Origin of the sequence: Cohnella panacarvi Gsoil 349 (genome assembly GCF_000515335.1) — a bacterium.
Lineage (GTDB): Bacteria > Bacillota > Bacilli > Paenibacillales > Paenibacillaceae > Cohnella > Cohnella panacarvi.
In genome coordinates, this window is the sequence record NZ_KI911563.1 from 2217487 (window position 1) to 2235432 (window position 17946).

The 17946-nt window shown below is 56.6% G+C and carries 14 protein-coding genes; 2 read left to right on the plus strand and 12 right to left on the minus strand.

Translation table 11 applies throughout. The features are described 5' to 3' along the window. Window positions 1-143 precede the first annotated feature (143 nt). The 9 genes from COHPA_RS0110630 to COHPA_RS0110670 form a co-directional block, all read right to left on the minus strand. On the minus strand, window positions 144-3788 hold the full coding sequence (locus COHPA_RS0110630; RefSeq protein ID WP_027086155.1) for an Npt1/Npt2 family nucleotide transporter: 3645 nt from the start codon (window positions 3786-3788) through the stop codon (window positions 144-146). Between the two features lie 80 nt (window positions 3789-3868). Then, window positions 3869-4600, minus strand: a complete 732-nt coding sequence (locus COHPA_RS0110635; RefSeq protein ID WP_425393705.1) for an amino acid ABC transporter ATP-binding protein — start codon at window positions 4598-4600, stop codon at window positions 3869-3871. Window positions 4601-4605: 5 nt separating this feature from the next. Then, window positions 4606-5265 (minus strand): amino acid ABC transporter permease, encoded by a 660-nt coding sequence (locus COHPA_RS0110640; protein WP_035119418.1) that lies wholly within the window; start codon window positions 5263-5265, stop codon window positions 4606-4608. 76 nt (window positions 5266-5341) lie between these two features. Then, on the minus strand, window positions 5342-6121 hold the full coding sequence (locus COHPA_RS0110645) for a basic amino acid ABC transporter substrate-binding protein (protein WP_051421833.1): 780 nt from the start codon (window positions 6119-6121) through the stop codon (window positions 5342-5344). Between the two features lie 248 nt (window positions 6122-6369). Continuing rightward, window positions 6370-7422 carry a Gfo/Idh/MocA family protein gene (locus COHPA_RS0110650; protein WP_027086159.1) on the minus strand — a complete coding sequence of 351 codons (1053 nt, stop codon included), beginning with the start codon at window positions 7420-7422 and terminating at the stop codon, window positions 6370-6372. A 31-nt stretch (window positions 7423-7453) separates the two neighbouring features. After that, window positions 7454-8185: a ThuA domain-containing protein gene (locus tag COHPA_RS0110655; RefSeq protein ID WP_027086160.1), complete on the minus strand. Its 732-nt coding sequence runs from the start codon at window positions 8183-8185 to the stop codon at window positions 7454-7456. 96 nt (window positions 8186-8281) lie between these two features. Beyond that, window positions 8282-9925 (minus strand): type 2 periplasmic-binding domain-containing protein, encoded by a 1644-nt coding sequence (locus COHPA_RS0110660; RefSeq protein WP_027086161.1) that lies wholly within the window; start codon window positions 9923-9925, stop codon window positions 8282-8284. Between the two features lie 54 nt (window positions 9926-9979). Further along, window positions 9980-10882 (minus strand): carbohydrate ABC transporter permease, encoded by a 903-nt coding sequence (locus tag COHPA_RS0110665; RefSeq protein ID WP_027086162.1) that lies wholly within the window; start codon window positions 10880-10882, stop codon window positions 9980-9982. A gap of 14 nt (window positions 10883-10896) precedes the next feature. Continuing rightward, window positions 10897-11826, minus strand: a complete 930-nt coding sequence (locus COHPA_RS0110670; RefSeq protein WP_027086163.1) for an ABC transporter permease — start codon at window positions 11824-11826, stop codon at window positions 10897-10899. Window positions 11827-12093: 267 nt separating this feature from the next. Here COHPA_RS0110670 and COHPA_RS0110675 point away from each other — a divergent pair, with 267 nt between their 5' ends. Together COHPA_RS0110675 and COHPA_RS0110680 are read left to right on the plus strand one after the other, a co-directional pair. After that, the gene (locus COHPA_RS0110675) at window positions 12094-13800 is read left to right on the plus strand and encodes a sensor histidine kinase (RefSeq protein ID WP_027086164.1); all 1707 of its coding nucleotides are present in this window, start codon (window positions 12094-12096) and stop codon (window positions 13798-13800) included. A gap of 12 nt (window positions 13801-13812) precedes the next feature. Beyond that, window positions 13813-15411, plus strand: a complete 1599-nt coding sequence (locus COHPA_RS0110680; protein WP_027086165.1) for a helix-turn-helix domain-containing protein — start codon at window positions 13813-13815, stop codon at window positions 15409-15411. A gap of 114 nt (window positions 15412-15525) precedes the next feature. Here the strand turns inward: COHPA_RS0110680 and COHPA_RS0110685 are convergent, their stop codons facing one another. Genes COHPA_RS0110685 through COHPA_RS0110695 form a run of 3 tightly spaced genes read right to left on the minus strand, consistent with a single transcriptional unit; the run spans window position 15526 to window position 17737 of the window. Continuing rightward, entirely contained in the window at window positions 15526-16071 is a 546-nt protein-coding gene (locus tag COHPA_RS0110685; RefSeq protein ID WP_027086166.1) for a hypothetical protein, read from the minus strand. A gap of 43 nt (window positions 16072-16114) precedes the next feature. Next, window positions 16115-16840 (minus strand): superoxide dismutase family protein, encoded by a 726-nt coding sequence (locus COHPA_RS0110690; RefSeq protein WP_156926640.1) that lies wholly within the window; start codon window positions 16838-16840, stop codon window positions 16115-16117. 24 nt (window positions 16841-16864) lie between these two features. After that, window positions 16865-17737 carry a stalk domain-containing protein gene (locus COHPA_RS0110695; RefSeq protein ID WP_027086168.1) on the minus strand — a complete coding sequence of 291 codons (873 nt, stop codon included), beginning with the start codon at window positions 17735-17737 and terminating at the stop codon, window positions 16865-16867. Window positions 17738-17946: the final 209 nt, after the last annotated feature.

Sequence of the window (17946 nt, forward strand, 5' to 3'; positions counted from 1 at the left end):
GCCGAATTACCAGCACTCCATGCATCTCATCGATCTAATGGTAACTTGTTTCATTCCGGAACTGCATTCGGTACATTTAGCATCGTTTAGTCAGTCAATTAGTTAGTCAATTAGTCAGTCACCGAGAATATTCAACCTTGATCCTAATTAAGCTCCCGAAGCCGATCGGCGAGCACCTTCATCATCCCTTTGAGCGCTTCGATCTGCTGGAAGACGAAGGAGATGACCTGCTGGCGGCCCAGCTTGAGCAGCACGGTTCTCTCGATCGCCGTACAGTCGGCCGAGCGCGGTCCGCTGTCGATGATCGCCATCTCGCCGAAGCATTGCCCGACGCCGAGCTGCGCGAGCTTCTCCGCGCCTCTATGCACCTGGATGCTGCCTTCGATAATGCCGAACATCGTATCCCCGTGCTCGTCCATGCGGCAGATCGTTTCTCCCGGTTCGTACGCGACCTCCTCGACCCGGTTCGCCAGCCGAACGAAGTCGTCTTGGGACAGGTGTGCGAACAGCTCTATTTTCTGCAAAATAAGCACTCTGCGCAGGATGACTTGGTTCGTGATTTCGGCGGACGGCTCGGATGGCGAATCGGCAGCGTTGTCGGAAGCGGTGTCGGAAGTCGCTTCGCGAGCCGCCGCCGCTTCGGCATGCGCCTGTGCCGTAAGCCCCGACGCTTCGGCTTGACGCTGGCGCTCCATGGCCTCGCGAAGCTTGCGGGACATCCGCTTCATCATCTCGAGCGCAAGCTCCGTCCGGTCGAACAGCGCCTCGTAGAAATCCGCCGAGCTTAGACGCAGCAGACTAACGTCCGTCTTCGCGCGGACCATAGCCGTCCGCAACCTGCGCGTCAACACCGCCGTCTCGCCGATATGGTCGCCGGGGCCGCGCTCATCGATAAGCGTATCGCGTCGGTAGATGCCTGCCGTGCCTTCGCGCACGAGGAACATCGAATCGCCGGGATCGCCTTCCCTGAAGAGAAGCTGATCTTGAGACACGTCGATCTTCTGCAAATAATCGACGAGCGGCAGAAGATCCTTGCTCTTAAACCCTTCGAACAAGCTCGATTGCCGCAGCATTTGCAGACGGGTCATCCGCTCGCGCAGCGCGTCCCCATCGTCGACTCCTATGAACGGAAGACCTCGTCTGCCCGTTCGGTCCGCTTCCGCGCCGATCGCGGAATAGCGGATCGCTTCGCGCAGCATTTCGTCTCCGCGCTCATATAACCAGATGAGCTGCTCCTTCTTCACCGTTTGCCCGTTGCTTGCTTCCGCGGTGCGCGATGCCAGCATCCACTTCGTCAGCTCCGTCCTCACTTCCCCCTGCAACAGCTGGTCCATGACTTCAGCCGCGTTCGCCTGTCGTCTGGCGTCGCCTTCCAACCATCCCAGATATACGGCATCGATCGTCATCGGATCGTAAATGAGTCCGAGCAGTCCGAACGCTCTCCGCATCATCGATGCCCGCGCTTGCTCCGCCGCATCGCGCAGCTCCGTATCCGAGGCTCTGCGCGTCGTCCAGTTCAGATTGTCGGCGAATAACCGGTAATGCTCAAGCTCGATCAACGCCAAACGTTCGACTTCGTTCGCGTCTACCTTAAGCGGCTCCCGCTCCATGCCCGTCATCGCAGCGAGCAGCCGATCGCGCATGTCGAAGCCTGCCGTCCCGTAATGCCTCAGCAGCATGTCGAATGCCGCCTGCGTACCGATTCGTTCAATCGCTTTCGGCACATGCGGAGAAGCGGGCGACACTGCCGCGGCCAAGTAAGGTTCGAGCAACGGAAGCACGATCGCGTCTTCGTAAGCCGCCAACGCTTCTATTGCCTGCCGGCGAGTCCGGCTCTCCTTCAGCAACGGAACGATGTACGGCACAAGCTCGGGTACGGCGAGCTCGCTCGCCGACCGCAGCGCGCATCTGCGCACTTCGGCCGATGAATCCTGAAGCATCGGGATAAGCGGCTTATAGAACTCCCGGATACCGATCCGGCCGAACAACGACGCCATCGCCGTCCGCTCGTCCTCGAAGCCGCTCTCGATCAGCGCCTTTAACGTGCCTACCGCTCGGAACATGCCTTCGATTCCGTAATACTTGATCAGACCTGCGATCGCACCTGCTCTTATCTCTACCTTGTCCGCATCGAGCTTCTCCGTCAGCAGCACCAAGTCGGACTCTTCGGCGTACGCGGCAATCGCGATGAGCCCTTGCGCGATAACGCCGTCGTCAGGTGTCTCCGCGAGCAGCTTCCGCAATTCTTGCCGCATACCGTCCGGCGTCGCCCGCTCGATATGCCTGAGCGCTTCCGCCGCGACCTCCGAAGCCGGGTGGCGCAGCAACGCTGGCAAATACGGCTTCAGATCGAATGATTCTAGCCCCGACAGCGTTCGCAGCGCATACAACGCTTGCTGGCGATCGGGGCTGCTTAGCGCTCCGGCCAACAAGCGGCGGCTGGCGGGATCCATCAGATCGAGCTCCGCCTCCGGCAACTCCGTCCCCCGCGCTTCCAAGGTCGATAGCAGCATGCGCAGATAAGCGCCCTTAACGCGAATCGCCGCGTAGATGCCGATGCCGACGAGCGCAAGCACGACGAAGCTGAATTCCCGTACGCTGAGCAGCGGCGACAAGACGATCAAGCTGACGGCGGCGACTCCCTTCGCCCCGTTGCGGATGACGCCGTCGAGGAAGCTCTTCGCGCGATTGCGCCATTCCGGAGAGATCGGGAACATGATGAGCTGGTTGACCGAGGAATATATCGTATCCCCGAGCACTTTGTCGCTGCCTTTCACGAGCAGTGCCAGCGCTAACGCCGGAGCAAGCAATACGCCGAGACTCCCCGCGAACAACGCGATCGGAAACACGAGAATCGACATCATCACTCCGAACCGGCTGAGCAATTTGCCCGCCACGAACAATTGCACGAGTAACGCGCATAACCCGGAGAAACCGTAGAAACTGCCCATGAACCCCGCAAGCGCTTCGTTCTGCAGCGACTCTCTTAAGATAACCTTGAACTGATAATCGATGAGCGTAAGCGAGATCACGAGAGCGCCCGAGAGGATCGCGATGTACTTCAGATGCGGCACGTTCTCGAACAAGCCCGAACGCTTGCCGAGCTTGTTCTTCGCCTGCTTGTCCTTAGCTCCAGCCGCTCCGCTCCCGTAAGTATCCGCCGGGTTCGGGACCGTCCGGTTAATCAAGAGGACGGACACCAACGCAAGCAGTTGCAGAGCGGCATACAGGAGGAGCAAGTTGTCCGTACCGATGAGAGGGGCCAGCAGCTTCAGACCGAAGCCGCTTAGGATCCCGCCGACGATGCCGCCGCTGCCGACGAGCGGAATCGTCTTCTTCGCCTTTCGCTGGTCGAGCACGGAGGAAGCGAACTGCCAGAAACATACGATCATGAGAAAGTTGAATACGTCGAACCCGACGTAAATGACGGGATATACCCAGCCTAGATCGGCCGCCACCCCGAGCCGCGATAGTACGACTAAACCCGAAATGACCGGAATAAGCAGCACAAGCAGCCGATCCAGACGGATTCGGCTGCCGTAACGTTGAAATAGAAAACCAATGAATATCAAAGAGGCCGCTTGCGGCAAATACATCATCGAAAGCCGGGATGCGTCGAACCGGGACAGGAATAACGTATCCGCAGCCGTTCTCCCTACGGTGGACGCCGACACCACGCAGAATAAATAGAAAATCAGCCAACGAACGCGAGCTCCTTCCGCTCCGCCTTGGCCGATTTCCCCTAGCGATAACCGCGATCGCGGCTTGTTGCTTCCGGCTTTCATCATTCGACTCTAAACTCCCTCGTACAACGCCATTAGGCAATTGTACAACATGAGAGTAGGGAAGCCTATATCGCGAACTAAAATTACAGTACCTTCGATAAAAATACCCTCGTCCGTTCTTGCTGCGCTGCCTCGAAAATTTGCTTCGGCTCGCCGATCTCGACGATTTTCCCCTGTTCCATGAACACGATCCGGTCGCCGACTTCACGCGCGAAGCCCATCTCGTGGGTGACGACGACCATCGTCATTCCCTCTTGCGCCAGCTGTTTCATGACGGCCAGCACTTCGCCGACCATCTCCGGATCGAGCGCGGAGGTCGGTTCGTCGAACAGCATCACCTTCGGCTCCATCGCGAGGGCGCGAGCGATTGCCACGCGCTGCGATTGGCCCCCGGACAGCGAGCTTGGCTTCGCGTCGGCTTTGTCTATCAGCCCGACTTTGGCGAGCAGCTCCAGCGCCTTCGCGCGGGCTTGCTCGGCGGACTGGTTACGCACCTTCATCGGCGCAAGCATAATGTTCTCGAGAACCGTCTTGTGCGGGAACAGGTTGAAGTTCTGGAACACCATGCCGGCTTCGGCGCGGATCTCTTCGATCTTCGTCTTCTTATCGAATAAGGACTGGCCTTCGATCCGGATATCGCCGGACTCCGGTCTCTCGAGCAGGTTCAAGCATCGCAGGAACGTCGACTTGCCGGAGCCCGAAGGACCGATCACGACGACGACCTCTTGCTTCTCGATCTCGATCGAAATGTCCCGAAGCACCGTGTTTTTGCCGAACGATTTATGGATTCCTTGCACGGATATGATCGGATTCATGGGCATCACATTTTCCTCTCCGCGAATTTAAGCAGCTTACTCAAGGAATAAGTCAGCACCAAGTAGACGAGCGCGGCGAACAAATACGGCTCCCACACCCTGCTGTATTGCGCGGCTGCCGATCTTGTCCAATACATCAACTCCGGCGCGGTAATGATGGCAACTAGCGAAGAATCTTTAATCAACACGATAAATTCGTTGCCGAATGCGGGAATCATGCGTTTAATCGCCTGAGGCAGGATAATATGGCGCATCGCCTGTCCTCGGGTCATCCCCAATGAAAGCGCGGCTTCCGTCTGTCCCTTGTCGATCGACTGAATGCCCGCGCGGAAAATTTCCGCCGTATAGGCAGCCGAGTTAAGAGCAAGCGCAACAACGGACGCGACGATCGCATCCGTCCTGCCCAGCACTTGGGCGACGACGCCGAAATGCACGATCAAAATTTGCAGCAGTAAAGGCGTTCCTCTGAATAAATGAATATAGCCTTGCGTCGGCAAGTGCAAATACCATCTGCGCGACATGTTCCCGAAGGCAATTGCCAGTCCTAGCAAGGATCCGAGAATGATCCCCCCGATCGAGAGCTCGATCGTTAAGAGCGTACCTTCCATGAACAGCGAAAAGTACTCCTCGATAATGTGAAAATTAAAATCGCTCACCAGGCACATCCTTCCTTATGTATTCATCATGCTCCTTCGCAAAAAAAGCATGCGCAATGTATCATTACGCATGCTTCCCCATCTCTTACTTCTGACTCAGCACGCCGGTCATATCCGGCTCGCCGCCGATCCATTTGGCGTAAATTTCTTTGTACTTATCGCTTTCAAGCACTTTCTTAACCGCAGGCTCAAGCTTCGCTCTCAGCTCGCCGCCTTTAGGGAAGGCGATGCCATAGTATTCGGATGCGAAATTCTCGCGGTCAAGAATCCCTTTGATTTTCGCGTTCGGGTTGTTCTTCAAGTATTCTTGAACCACGGCGATATCCGCGACAACCGCATCGACGCCGTTATTATCCAACTCCATGATGGCCAGCGTGTTGCTTTCGAATCTCTTCAAGTCCGTGCTGCCTTTGCCCATGATCTCGGTCATAAGCTTATCCGCCGTCGTGCCGATTTGGACGGCAACCTTCTTGTCTTTCAGGTCCAGCGCGTTCGCAATCGCGCTTCCTTCTTTAACGAGGATCATGTTCGTCGATTCGAAGTAAGCCGGCGAGAAATCGTACGTCTCTTTGCGCTCGTCGGTGATGGACATTGCCGAAATGCCTCCGTCGAATTCCGTTCCTTGTTCAACGCTCGTAAGCAGCGCTTCCCATCCGACGTTCTTCAATTCGTATTTCAAGCCCGCCTCTTGCATGACGGCCTCAAGGAAGTCGACGTCGAAGCCGACGATCTTGTCCTTGTCCATGCTCTCCATCGGCGGATATTGCGCGTCCGTCGCGAAGCGATATACTTTCTCATCGCCGCCGGAAGCGTTCGTTGCGTTATTGTCTTCTTTATTGCCGCAAGCAGATACGATCATTGCCATGATGACGATCGATGTTAATATCCAAGTTGTTTTTTTCACTCTAGCATCCCCCTATAATTGCGACTCATAACAAAGAAAGTTTATCAAGCAAACAATCGGATATCAATGAGAATAATTGGCATTTGTCAAGAAAGTTCACATCATAAGAGCGGTTACAGCAAACCCGCCTATATGGATTGCTGCTCTCCTTATCGCTCATTAAAAAACGACTGCCGCAAGAACGGCAGTCGTCGCAATACCTCTAATCGTTAAATACGAATCGTCCGTTTCGCCTCGTGTGCCCGGACGATGGCATCCAGCACCTGCTGATTGCGGTAGCCGTCCACGACGCCCGGCAATCCGTCGCGCTCTTCTCCGTCCAGCATCGCCGCGAAATCGGCGTACTGGGACGTTTTGCAGCGATGCGGCACGTCAAGCGTCGTACGCGCGATTTCCCCGGACGTGTCGTCATGGCGAATCCAGACAAGCTGGTCCGGATTCAGCGTCGACGCGTGGAGCGTGCCGAAGTCGCCGTAGACGGACGCCTCGTGCTGATTGCCCGAACCGAACGCGTTGCGGGAAGTCTGGAACACGCCGAAGACGTCTCCCGCCATTCTGGCCTGAAAGCTCGCGAAGTCGTCGACTTCGACTTTCGCCATTCGGCCCGAGGCAGGGTCGCGTCTCTCCGGCACGATCGTATGAAGTTGCGCCGACAACTCCTCGAACTCGCCGAACAGATAGCGCGCCATGTCGATCATATGCGAGCCGAGGTCGCCGAGCGTACCCGTTCCCGTCACCCGCTTGTCGAAGCGCCACAGGAACGGCGTATCGTTCTGCACGCCTCCCCAACTTTGCAAATATTGAATCGAGAAGCTGCGTACCGGACCGAGCTTGCCTTCGCGGATCAGCTCCCTTGCATAACGGAATGCCGCCGTGTAACGGTAGCTGAACCCGATCATGCCTTTCGCCGGCTTGCCCCGGTACAGCTCGAGCAGCTCCTCCGCTTCCTCGAATACCCGGGTGAACGGCTTTTCCGCCAGGAACGGCTTGCCCGCTTCCAGACACGCCCGAACGATCGCCGCATGGGAGTCGTTCGGCGTGACCGCCACGATCGCATCGACGTCCGTATCCGCGATCAATCTCTCGAACTCGGAGTATCTCTTCTCTGCCGGAATGCCGAATTGCTTGCCCGCCTTCTCCAGCGCTTCAGCGTTCACGTCGCTGATCGCGACGAGCTCGAAGCGGCCCTCCGCGTTCATCCAACGAAGGTGCTCGTAGGCCATGCCGCCAAGCCCGATTAGTCCGATCCGATGTTTGGTCATGATGATTTCCCCTTTCTCCTTCTCGCCCGGATTACTTCGCTGAGATCGTCTCGAGCGGCTGCGTATTGCCGCGAATCGGACGTTCGCGACGCGCGGGCGTCGCCCACTTGACGGCGTTCGCAATAACGCGCTGAATTTGTTTGTTATGATACGTCGGATACGTCTCGTGGCCCGGGCGGAAGTAGAACACCTTGCCGCTGCCTCTCGCGTACGCGCAGCCGCTGCGAAACACCTCGCCGCCTTCGAACCAGCTCATGAAGATCAGCTCGTCCGGCGCCGGAATATCGAAATGCTCGCCGTACATCTCTTCTTTGTCCAGCTCGATGTACTCGCCGATGCCTTCGGCGATCGGATGGCCCGGCGCCACGACCCATAGCCGTTCGCGCTCGTCGGCCTCGCGCCACTTCAAGTCGCAGCCCGTGCCCATCAAAGCGCGGAAAATTTTCGAGAAGTGACCGGAGTGCAGCACGATCAGCCCCATGCCGTCCAACACGCGCTGCTGCACCTTGCGAACGATCTCGTCGCTCACTTCGCCGTGCGCGAGATGGCCCCACCAGATCAGCACGTCCGTGCTTTCCAGCGTCGCGTCCGTCAAGCCGTGCTCCGGTTCGTCCAACGTCGCCGTCCGCGTCTCGAAGCCCGCTTCCTTCAGAAAACCAGCGATCGCGCCGTGAATGCCCTGCGGATAAATTTGCCTGACGACCGGGTTCGCCTTCTCGTGCCTGTTCTCGTTCCATACCGTTACGCGCAATGCGTTGTCCATGTTGAATGCCTCCTTGATGTCGACGCGGTTTCGCGCCTCTAAGGAACCGCCCCGCGGCAACCTGTCCGCGGGGCAGTCCGTTGCTATGCGTTTCGTTTATTTAACGGTCGAATAGCGAGCGTACGCATCGCCGTAAATTTTGACGAGCTTCTCGAGTCCCATGTCGTTCAGCTTCTTCACGTACGCGTCCCAATCTTCGTCGATGTTGCCTTTCGTGATCCATTGAGCGCGCATGCTTTTGACGTAGCCGCCGATGTCCGTCGTCAGCGTCGGCAGCTCCTCGTATTCCTCGGACGTATACATGACTTCCGGATACGGCGTCGCCACGTACGGTGCGCCGAGCTTGTCGATCTCCAGCTTCAAGCCGTCTCCCGTCGACGGATCGAGCTTGATGTTCTGCTCGAAGCTCGGGCTTACGTACTTCGGACCGAAGTCTCGCGTCGAGCTGTCCCAATACCAGGCGTCCGCGCTTGTGCCTTCCGGCGGATCCATGAGCGTATAGGTGCCGTCGGCGTTTTTGCTGATCGAGGATCCGATCGCTCCCCAGAAATTCTGGATGCTCGCCTCGTTATCGTAGAACTGGTCGGCCCACCGCGCCGCGATCTCCGCATACTTACTCGTCGCCGAGATCAGAAGCTCGTTGCGGCGGAAGCTAAGTCCGTTCGGATCGCCCTGCTGATAACGATTGCCGTCCGGACCGACGATCGGCGGAATGGTGACGTACTGGTCTTTCCACTTGCCGAATACGGCGTCCGGCGTCCATTGGTACGTGAACCCGATCAGCGCGGCGTCCGGATTCTGCCGCTTCGCGGTCAGCATGGTGCCGTCCTGCGTGAACGTCTCCTTGTCGATCAAGCCTTCGGCGTACAGCTTATTCGCCCACTTGATCGCCTCTTTATATTGAGGGGAAGTCGGATAATAGACCGGCTTGCCGTCTTGGATGATCATGCCGAGGCCGATGAGATCCGCAATGCCGAACGGCATGAACATGCTCATATCGATGTCGGCCGAATCGCTATAAGGGATTTCGTCCTGCTTGCCGTTCTTGTTCGGATCCTTCTCCTTGAACGCCTTCAACGTCGCGTACAGCTCGTCGATCGTGCTCGGAACCGGCAGCCCGAGGTTATCGAGCCACGTCTTGTTGATGACCGGCTGCATCGCCGACGCGGGACGCGCGGGCAATCTTGCCGGCAGCGAATAAATTTGGCCGTCCGGGAACGTGCTGATTTTCCGCATGTTCGGCGACTCCGTCATGGCCGCCTGTAAGTTCGGCATATATTTATCGATAAGGTCGTCAAGCGGACGGAACAAACCAAGGTTGTTGACGATGTCGGACGAGGTGAACGCCATGTCGCCGAAGATGATGTCCGGCAGCTCTCCGCTCGCCATCAAGATCGCCTTCTGGTCGCCCCAGTCATTAGAAGACTTCACTTCCCAGTTAATCTTAACGTTCGTGGATTTCTCCAAATTCTGCAGCCACGCGTTCTTCGTGAAGCTGTCTCCCATGTTGCCCCAGCGAACCGTCAGCACGTTCAACGTGACCGGCTCCTTCACGATCGGAAGGCCTTCCGCGTTGAAGTTGCTTTCATTGCCAGAAGGCGCCGCCGCGCTCGCGCCGTTGCCGTTGTTGCTTGCGCTTCCGCCGTTATCGTTATTGCCGCTGCACCCCGCCAGTACGCCAGCCAGCATCGAAGCCAGCACGATGGCCGTCAGCGTTTTTTTCGAAGAAGATCGAATCATTGACATTACCCCCGTTATCATGATGATATCGAATGCCTGCGCGGTTGTCCCGCCTTATTGCTTGACCGAACCGACCATCACCCCCTTATTGAAGTACTTTTGCACGAACGGATAGACGAGCATGATCGGAATCGTCGAGACGATAATAACCGAGTAGCGCAGCAGGTTCGCCAATCGCAGCGCGATTTGCGCCGCCTCGCCGGTCCCCATGTTCGATTGCATCTGATTCGTAATGAGAATGTCCCGGAGGACAAGCTGCAGCGGGTACAGGTCTTTGTCGCGCAGGTAGATGAGCGCGTTGAAGTACGAGTTCCATTGGCTGACCGCCATCCATAACCCGAGCACCGAGATGATTGCTTTGGAGAGCGGAAGCACGATCTGGACAAAATAACGCAGGTTGCCGCAGCCGTCGATTTGCGCCGCTTCCCACAAATCGTTCGGAATGCTCGTCTGGAAAAACGTGCGCGCCACGATGATGTCGAAGACGGCGACGGAGAACGGCAGCACGACGACCAGCCACGAATTGTACAAGTTGAAATCGCGAATCGCGAGAAACGTAGGGATTAGCCCCCCGTTGAAAAACATCGTGAAGATGAAAAACAACGACAGCGTCTTGCGGCCGAACAAATCTCTGCGGGACAATGCGTACGCCGCCGACACGTTGACCGCGAGACCGATCGCGGTACCGGCAATCGTATAGAAAATCGTGTTGCGATAGCCGATCCAGATGTTGCTATGCTTCAGCAGCTCCGTGTAACCTTCGAGCGTGAAGCCGCGCGGAAAGAGCCAGACGAGGCCATTGCCGACAGCGGACGGATCGCTGAACGACGCGATGACGATAAAGTACAGCGGGTAAAGCAGCACGACGAGCACGAGCGCGGCCCATACGTACAACAGGACGTCCCCCGCCGACGCGCGCTTGCGAGGCGCCGGCGCCGCCGTTTCTATTGCGTTCATAGCCATCCTCCTCGTTACCATAAGCTGTTCTCGCTGAATTTTTTGGACATGTAATTCACGAGGATGAGCAGCGCGAAGTTAATCATCGTATTGAATAGGTTGATCGCCGCGGAAAAGCTGTACTGCGAGCTGAGCAACCCGATTTTGTACACGTAGGTCGAGATGACCTCGCTGGACGAGATGTTCAGGTTATTCTGCATCAGGTACGCCTTCTCGAAGCCGACGCCCAGCAGGCCGCCCATGCGCAGGATCAGGAGCGTAATGACGGTCGGAATCAGCATCGGAATATCGATATACCGGATTTTCTGCCACCGGCTTGCCCCGTCCATCGTGGCTGCCTCGTACAAGCTCGGATTAACCGTCGACAGAGCGGCGATATAAATAATGCTGTCCCAGCCGGTATGCTGCCAGACGTCCGACCAGACGAACACGCTGCTGAACCAAGTCGTCGAGCCCATCACGTTCGGCGCTTCGGCGCCGAAAAGCCCGTATAGCTGCCCGATCAGGCCGCTGCTCGGCGACAGGAGGATCAGCAGCAGGCCGACGAGCACGACGGTCGAGATGAAGTGCGGCATGTAGCTGATTGTCTGAAATACCCTCTTGAACCGGTTTTGCCGCATTTGGTTGACGAGCAGCGCGAACGCGATCGGAATCGGAAACGTCGCGAGGCTGTACAGGCTGATCGCGACCGTGTTCTTGATCGTGATCGGAAATTGATAGGAATGGAAGAACTTCTCGAAGTATTTGAAGCCCGCCCATGGGCTTTCCGAGATACCTTTAACCGGGCTAAAATCCTTGAAGGCGATAACAACGCCGTACATCGGCTTGTAAGTGAAACAGAGCAACAGCACGACGGCGGGCAGCAGGAGCAAGTACAGCCCCCAGTTCCGGCTAATGCGCCGCCATGCGTAATGAACGTTGAACGTCGCTCGGCTAGCGTTCAATGGCCTTCACCTCTTCTCTTGATGTCTATGTCCCTATTGTAGAGCAGCCCGCGAACGGAATCCGGACGTCCCACTATCGTCATACGGACTTTTTGGGCCTAGCTTCGCCTCGGCAGCCGTGAAACGGTTGCGCTTTTCAGACTTTCGCATGTGCAATCCGGACTTTAGCCGCCAAGACAATATCTGCTTATGTTTTCTTCGTTTTTTCGTTCTATAATGGTAGATAAACCGGAAATGAAATCGCTTACACAAAAGAAGGGACTGCTCATGCCTATGGCAAAGCCTGCGCCGCCGTCTTCCGAGAAACTTGCCGAGAGCAAGCCGCACCCGATCGGGCATTATTTGAGAATTATGCTGCTCATCCTCTCTACGGCGCTCGCGCTGGACGGGATTATCAGTTTCGTCGCGGTGTCGATTGTCCGCCAGCAATCTTCCAGCTATCTGGAGGATGCAGCCGACTTGTACATCGACCGGATCAACCACGACTTCGAATATATGAACCACTATATGGGCTGGACGCTCGTCAACGACGAGAGCGTTAAGACGATGGCCGCCGCCGACGCCGATTCGGCCGCGTTCCGTGACGCGAACACCACGCTATACAAACGGTTCTCCGAGCTGCAGAAAAATTACGGGCAACAGTACAACTTTTTTCTTTATTTGAAGGAACATAACTTCTTCGCCAACAGCGGCCCGATGACCCTGAACTATACCGACTACTTGGCGCTCAAACGGCAGATCGATTCGTATACGAACGATCGCATCGTCTACCAGCAGTATTATTCTCGCTGGACGCCGGTACAGATCAACGGTACCTATTACGTCATCAATATCGTGCCGTTCTACGACCGCTATTTGATCGGCCTGATCTCGGCCGAAGATCTGATTCGTCCGCTAAGCGAAATCAACCTCGGAGCGAATGGCCAAGCTATACTGGCGGACGCCGACGGGCATAACCTTGTCAACCCGGCTGCCGGCGGCGCGCCATCCCGCTCCAACGTAACCAAGTCGTTCTCGAACGCCGCGCTTAGCGTGAAGATGACGATCAAGTTCGGCGCATTCGAGAAAATCATGATCGCCCAGTTGCTCATCATGCTGCTGTTGCTCGTCGTGACGTTCACGCTGAGCACCGTCATGCTGATTTTTAACCGCCGCGTGTTGAAGCCGATCCAGAGCTTCGCTAAAAATCTCGCGCTCCTGAACGACGACGATCGGCCGCTCGACTTCAAAAGCAGCAAAATCGTCGAACTGGAGCAAGCAAACGCGCAGTTCAAATACTTGGCCGAGCAAATCCGGTCGTTCAAAATTCACATCTATGAGCGGGAAATGGAAAAGCAGCGCATCCAGCTCGACTATATGAAGCTGCAGATCAACCCGCACTTCTTCCTGAATTGCCTGACGACGATCCATAGTATGGCGCAAATGCAAATGTACGAAGGCATCGAGCAGATGGCGATTTCGACGTCTAAGTACTTCCGCTACATTGTCCAGCAGGGACAAGATTTCGTGCGGCTCGAGGATGAGCTCGATCACGCCGGGACGTACTTGCACATTCAGCGGCATCGTTACCGGGACGCGTTTTCGTACGCGATCCTGCCCTCGGACAAGGACGAGATCGGCAACGCGAAAATCCCGCCGCTCGCGATCATGACGTTCATCGAGAATGCGGTCAAATACGCCGTGTCGCGCGACAAAGAGGCGCACATTCGCGTCGAGGTCGACTCGTTCGCCGGCGAAAGCGGGAAGCGGTTGCGCATCCGCGTCTCCGACGACGGTCCGGGCTTCCCGGCCGACGTGCTTGCGAAGTTGTCGCTCGGCGAGCCGCTCGATCAATCGAAAGGCACCCATATCGGGATTATGAACACGCTTCAGCGGCTGGAACTGCTGTATGGCAAGGAAGCGCGCGTCGGTTTCTCGAACGAGGCGACGGGCGGCGCACGCGTAGGGTTCGACTTGCCGTACGAAGAATACTAGGAGGGTTGCGCGATGAACGTCTTGCTCGTGGACGACGACTACTTCGTCATTACGGCGCTTACGAAGAAGATCGATTGGCCGGCGCTCGGCATCGAGCGCGTCTACACCGCCAGTAACGTCGCGCAAGCGCGCGAGCTGCTGGAACGGGAGCCGGTTCACATCCTGATCTGCGACATCGAGATGCCGCAGGGCAGCGGCCTCGATCTGCTCGCTTGGATGCGTGAGGAAAAGCACGAGGCGCAGGCGATCTTCTTGACGAACTACGCCGACTTCAACTACGCGCAGAAGGCGATCGAGCTGCGCAGCTTCGAATACTTCCTGAAGCCGATCGAATTCGCCAAGCTGACGCTCATTATCCGGAAGGCGATTGCGCGCGTTCGCGAGCAGGCGGAGAACGAGAAGGCGATCCGGGAAGGGATCTATTGGAAGAAAAGCGAGAAGACGGTGATCGAACACTTCTGGCGGAAGCTCGCGACGGAGGCGAAGGAGCTGAAAGCTACGGCTATCGCCGACGCGATCGCCGAACGCAACCTGTCTTATGGGCAAGAAGACGTCTTCCTGCCCCTGCTGTTCACTATTTTTCCTTACGATAAGAGCTTAGGCAAAGACGATAAAGGACTGTTCGATTTCGCGCTGCTCAACGTGCTGAACGAGTCGTTCCAGCAACTTGCCGCGACCGCGGAAGCGATCTTCGAATACAAGCCGTTCAATTGGATCGCCATCGTGCGTGCAACGGATCTTGAGGCCGAGCGCGCCCTAGAAGCCGCGAAACTCTGCGAAGCATTCCTTCCCGTCGCGAACCGGATCTTGAAGAGCGACGCTTGCTGTACGATCGCTCGTCCCGCTCGGCTGAGTGATGTCCACCGCGAGATGCGTTCCTTGATCCGGGCGAACGAGGAACGCATCAAGCATCGTAACCGCGTGCTCGTCCTCGGCCATGACGAGGAAAGGCAAGCCGCCTACGCTCCGCCCGACCTGAAGCTGCTCGACGAATTGCTGAACGCGAACGACGCTGCGGCCTTCTTGGACGAGACATCCCGGTACTTGCACCGTCTCGTCCGGGGGCAAGAGGTGAGCGTGTCCGTGCTCGGCCAGTTCCGGCTCGATATCGCGCAGCTCGTGTACGCCTATCTTAAGAGCCAAGAAATCCAAGCGCACAAGCTGTACGCCGGACGGACGCATGACCAGTTGTTCTCGCAATCGCTGCACTCCATCGAGGACATGGAGAAGTATCTCGCCTACTTGCTTCGCACCGCGATGGAATACCGCGACTTCGCGGCCGCCCCGACTTCCGTCGTCGCGCAGATCACCCGGCATATCCATGCGCATCTTGGCGACGATCTTACGCGGATCAGCCTCGCCGAAGTCGTCTACTTGAACCCCGACTATCTGGCTCGGCTGTTCAAGAAGGAAATCGGCGTCTCTCTGGGCACGTACATTATCCAAGCCCGTATTCAGACGGCCAAGCAATGGCTGGAAACGACCAAGTGGTCGGTACACGACATCGCCCGCAAAGTCGGCTATGCGAACTATCCCCATTTCTCGAAGTTTTTCAAGCAGGAAACAGGCTGCACGCCGATCGATTACCGGAAGCAGCGGCAGACGCAATAACCGAAGGGATAAGCTATCATTTCCGAGGAAATAATTTGTCAATTCCCGTCGGTTATAGACTAGTGCTCAAATATAAAAAGCCGCTCTCGTCTTTCGACGAGAACGGCTCTGCCGCTACCAATGGTTCCGTATTTCCGGGATGATCTCCGTGAACATCTCGCGTCCGATGTTGAACAGGATGATGATCGCGGGCACGATCAATACGATGAAGCTCGCGTACGTAAACCGAGTGCGCCCGATTCGTCCAACCGCCACCCATCGTTCGAGCTTGTCGACTGTCCAGGATAAGCTTACGCCACCCCAGACGAACAACAACGTGAACAGCGAGACGCCCAGGAACGCCTGCGGTCCGAACAACTCGCCGCCCGGATTGGACAGGAAGAACGGAGTCCCGATGACAGCCGCGTTCGCGACACCGTAACTCAGCCCTCTTGTCGCCCACCTATCCGGCAACACAGGCATTACGCACGTGAAGATCAAGCTGTTCCCCAGCGTGAACAACATGCCAAGCACCGTAAGCATCAGCAACGCTTCCCAGTGAAAGCCCGAGGCCATCTCGGGATAAGCAAGCGCGATGATGCCCATGACGACGCGCAGCAGAACTCCGAACAGCAAACCCGATAATAGCGCGGCGGCGAAAGAAATTCCGAATCTCCTCATCCAGGGCATCCAAGGTGTCATAGACATAGACGCTGTGCCGCCCTTATCGAATATTGCCGCCGGCGATGCGATCGCCGGAATTGCCGGATGGGTCCGTCTTATAGTCGTCTTCCGTCGCGTGAATGATGAACGATTTGCCCCACACCGACCGATCCGCGCCCTTCTCCAGCGTCAGGCCTTCTAGAACGAATTCCGCGTTCACCGAGCCGTCGGCATCCGCGACGAGATTCGGGAAGTCTCCTGCGTGGTGTCCTTCCGGATTGTCGTGGCCGTGCTTCTTCGTATCGGGATTGTAGTGTCCGCCGGCCGTCTTGAAATCGTTGTTCTCGATCAGCTTCTCATGCAGATGGAAGCCGTGCTTGCCCTCTGAGAGTCCCTTCGCTTCGAGACGGACCTTCACGCCGCCTTCGGCCGCGGACAGCAGCGCTTTGCCGATAACGGTTCCAGTCGCGTTAATAATCGGAACGTACGTCTCGCCGATCCATATCGACTTCGTCGCTTCTTCCCAATAGACCGGCTGCGCGAGCAACTCGCCGACCATGCGAATCGGCACATAGGTGGTGCCTTTGTATTGCAGCGACTCCGGTACTTGTTGGCCATTGTTATTGTATTGCCCCTCGGACGACGAGCGGTCCGCTCCGTTCACGAATATCTTCGCCTTGTCGAACGACACGGAGATATTGCTCTGCTTCGCCATGGCAATACCGGAGAAGAATAGCGATCCGCAGGCGAATGCAATACCGATTTGTTTCCATTTCCATGTTTTCATGCGCATGTGCGCCTCCCGTTTACGTTATTTAATGAGATCCTGATCCGCTACGGACAAGATGATGATCTCGCCGTCATGCTCGCCTCTCGCGATCGCGAAGCTGCCGGATATCGACTTCAGCACGCTAAGAGACATCGTCGGCACCTTGTTCAAGGTAGTCGTCTGACCGCTGTCCAGCTTTACGACTTTACCGCTCACCTTCATCGTGCTCGACCCGATTTTGTGCTCGACCTTGAGCTTGCCTTTCGTAGCCGTGAACGTCGACTTTTTAGCGTCCCAGACGTATTTGAAGCCGGCAGCCTCCAGCAAGTTTTTCGCCGGAACATATTGATAGCCGTACGGATCTGCCACTTTCACCTTCAGTCGCTTGCCGTCCACGAATAAGTACGTACCCTTGTCTTCGATCGCCGACGCATCGTCGATCCTCTCTCCGTACAAGTAGTCGTTCATCTCCACGGAGAACTCTTTGACACGCTGCCCCGGCGTTACCTCGATCTTGCTGTCGAACTCCGCGACGAAGCCTTGAGATTGGCCCGGCTTCAACGCACCTTCGAACTTCACTTTAGCGAAAGCCGCCGTATTGAACTCCTTGTCGAGCAGCTCGACGGACGTCGCCGGGTTTTTGATCGTATACGGGCTCGTGTTCTGGAACAGCAACGTCGCTTTGAAATGCGCATCGGTCACCTTCGCGTTGCCGCCGACGACCTCCAGCCTGACGATCTTGAACGCGAGCTCGTTCTCCTGCATCTCCTCTAATCCTTCGAAGAAGTCCTCGGCCGCCGGTTCCGCGATCTCCGTCTCGTCCAAGAACGCCTCATCGTCCGCGAACGCGGAACGTCCTCCGAGCATGCTAGCCATGAATGCCACCAGCAACAACAGCGCGCACCTTGTTCTCATTGCCACAATTCCATCTCCTCGTCACTGATTTACGATTCCTATGTTACAGAGGACGTTTGAAGTTTCTGAGGGGACGAAATCGAGTTTGTGCGAAAATGATGCGAAGATCGTGTGAAGAACACCCGCGGAATGCGATTGTATCCATAAAAAAACCGATCCTGCTCGGATCGGTCGGGCTTGCTCGTCTCAACCGCTAAAGTCACGGCTCT